The sequence below is a fragment of the Actinomycetota bacterium genome (assembly GCA_005774595.1).
In the GTDB taxonomy this organism is placed as follows: domain Bacteria; phylum Actinomycetota; class Coriobacteriia; order Anaerosomatales; family D1FN1-002; genus D1FN1-002.
Map to the genome: position 1 here is coordinate 1 of VAUM01000313.1, position 2,236 is coordinate 2,236.

General features: G+C 71.3%; 3 protein-coding genes. All 3 read right to left on the reverse strand.

Annotated features, from left to right (window positions below; translation table 11 throughout):
- On the reverse strand, positions 1–591 hold a 591-nt coding region (locus FDZ70_09520), incomplete at its 3' end, for a hypothetical protein (protein ID TLM69745.1).
- Complete coding sequence (locus tag FDZ70_09525; GenBank protein TLM69746.1) at positions 588–1,235, reverse strand: phosphoribosylanthranilate isomerase; 648 nt, start codon at positions 1,233–1,235, stop codon at positions 588–590. The genes FDZ70_09520 and FDZ70_09525, both read right to left, overlap by 4 nt.
- Positions 1,236–1,249: 14 nt before the next feature.
- The coding region (locus FDZ70_09530) for a TrpB-like pyridoxal phosphate-dependent enzyme (GenBank protein ID TLM69747.1) at positions 1,250–2,236 on the reverse strand (987 nt) is incomplete at its 5' end.

Here is a 2,236-nt window from a genome sequence, read left to right on the forward strand (position 1 = left end):
GATCGTGCGCTGCTCGGCCAGCGTGCTCACGCGCTCGCCGAACTCGCGGTGCTCGGCGACCAGCTGAGGCGTCGTCTCGCCGGGGACCCTGGGCAGTGCGGTGCCGAGGACGAGCGTCACACCCCGCGCCTTCGCGGCGTCAGCGATGCGCTTCAGGTGGCCGTCGTAGGCGGCGAGCTCGTTGGCGTAGTCGCCTCCGTTGAAGTCCACGAAGCAGAACTTGAACAGCACGGTGGAGCCGGCGGGCGCCTCGTTGATGGCGGCCACAGCGGAGTCGGCGATGTCGGGCGGGCCGCCGATCTCGCGGAAGGTGACGGTGTAGCCCTCCCACTGCGCCGGCGTCGAGGCGTCGCCGCCCCAGTGCGTCATCCAGCCGGTCATCACCGAGCGGCCGAGGACGAGCAGCTGACGTGACGGATCGGCCGGGGGCGCCTTCTGCCCCTCCGCGGCGGGAGTGGCGGCGCCTGACCCGGAGCCGCCGGCCGAGTCCCCGGCCCCGCCGGATCCCCCCGGCGCCGGCTTGCACCCGGCGGTGCCGGACAGCGCGAGCGCGATCGCGAGGACGAGGAACGCGAGGTGCTTCATCTTCACGAGCGGTACACCTCCCGGTCGGCCTCACGCACGGCCGAGCAGAACTCGACGAGCCGCACCGCGTCCTTGATGCCCGGCTCGAACTCGACGCCGCTGGACACGTCGACCGCGTACGGGTTGAGCGCGGCGATCGCGGCGCCCACGTTGCCGGCGTTCAGCCCGCCGGCCACGATCGTCGGAGCCCAGTCGGGCAGCGGCGCGACCGCGTGCCAGTCGAACGGCACGCCGGTGCCGCCCGCCTTGCCCGGCACGTGGGTGTCGAGCAGGATCGCGGCCGCCTTGCCCCGGTAGATCTCCATCGCCGAGCGTTCGACGATGCCGGCCACGCGCAGCGCCTTGATGGCGGGCACGGGAGCCGAGAGGCAGCGCCAGGGGTCCTCACCGCCGGAGAACTGCACGGCGTGCAACCCGAGTTCGGTCACCGCCCGGGCGACGAACTCCGGGCCGGAGTCGACGAACACACCGACCCGGGTGACGAACAGGGGCACGGCCGAGAACACCTCGCGCGCCCGGTCGATCGAGATGCAACGAGGACTGTCGGCGAACACGACGCCGAGGGCGTCCGCACCCGCCGCCACGGCGAGCGCGGCGTCGCGCGGGCGGGTGAGCCCGCAGACCTTGATGCGGGTGCGGAACGCCCCCATGCGTGTGTGTGCTCCTAGCCCTCGACGTGCGTGCCCGCTGCGAAATCATAGTCCTGCAGCGAGCCGGAGTTGTACGCCTCGTACGCGGCCAGGTCGAAGTGGCCGTGGCCGGAGAGGTTGAACAGGATGACCTTGTCGGTGCCGGCCGCCTGCGCCGCGAGCGCCTCGTCGATGGCCGCGCGGATGGCGTGGCTCGACTCCGGGGCGGGCAGGATGCCCTCGGCCTTGGCGAACTGCACCGCGGCGTCGAAGCACGCGACCTGGTTCACCGCGACCGCCTCGGCCTCGCCCTCGTGCACGAGCTGGCTGACCAGCGGCGAGTCGCCATGGTAGCGCAGACCGCCGGCGTGGATGCCTGCCGGCACGAAGTCGTGGCCCAGCGTGTACATCAGCATCTGCGGCGTCATGCCGGCCTCGTCGCCGAGGTCGTAGCGGTACTCGCCCGCCGTCAGCGTCGGGCACGCCTTCGGCTCGACGGCCAGCAGGCGCGCGTTGCTCTTGCCCTGGACCTTCCGGTGGTAGTACGGGAACGCCAGGCCGGCGAAGTTCGAGCCGCCGCCCACGCAGCCGATGACCACGTCGGGCTCGTCATCGGCCAGCGCCATCTGCTCGACGGCCTCCAGGCCGATGATCGTCTGGTGCAGGCACACGTGGTTGAGCACCGAGCCGAGCGAGTAGTGGGTGTCGTCGTTCTTCATGGCGACCTCGACGGCCTCGGAGATCGCGATACCGAGCGAGCCGGTCGACTCGGGGTCCACGGCCAGCACGTGGCGGCCGGCGTCGGTGAGATCCGTCGGCGACGCGTGCACCGTGGCGCCGTAGGTCTCCATGAGGATGCGGCGGTACGGCTTCTGGTTGTACGAGACCTTGACCATGAAGACCTCGATGTCGATGCCGTAGAGCGCACCGGCGATCGACAGCGCGCTGCCCCACTGGCCCGCGCCGGTCTCGGTCGAGATCTTGGTGATGCCCTCCTGCTTGTTGTAGTACGCCTGCGGGAT

What these genes read in the sequence shown, in the direction of transcription:
- FDZ70_09525 (TLM69746.1), bottom strand. Translation starts at nt 1,235, where the DNA reads ATGGGGGCGTTCCGCACCCGCATCAAGGTCTGCGGGCTCACCCGCCCG.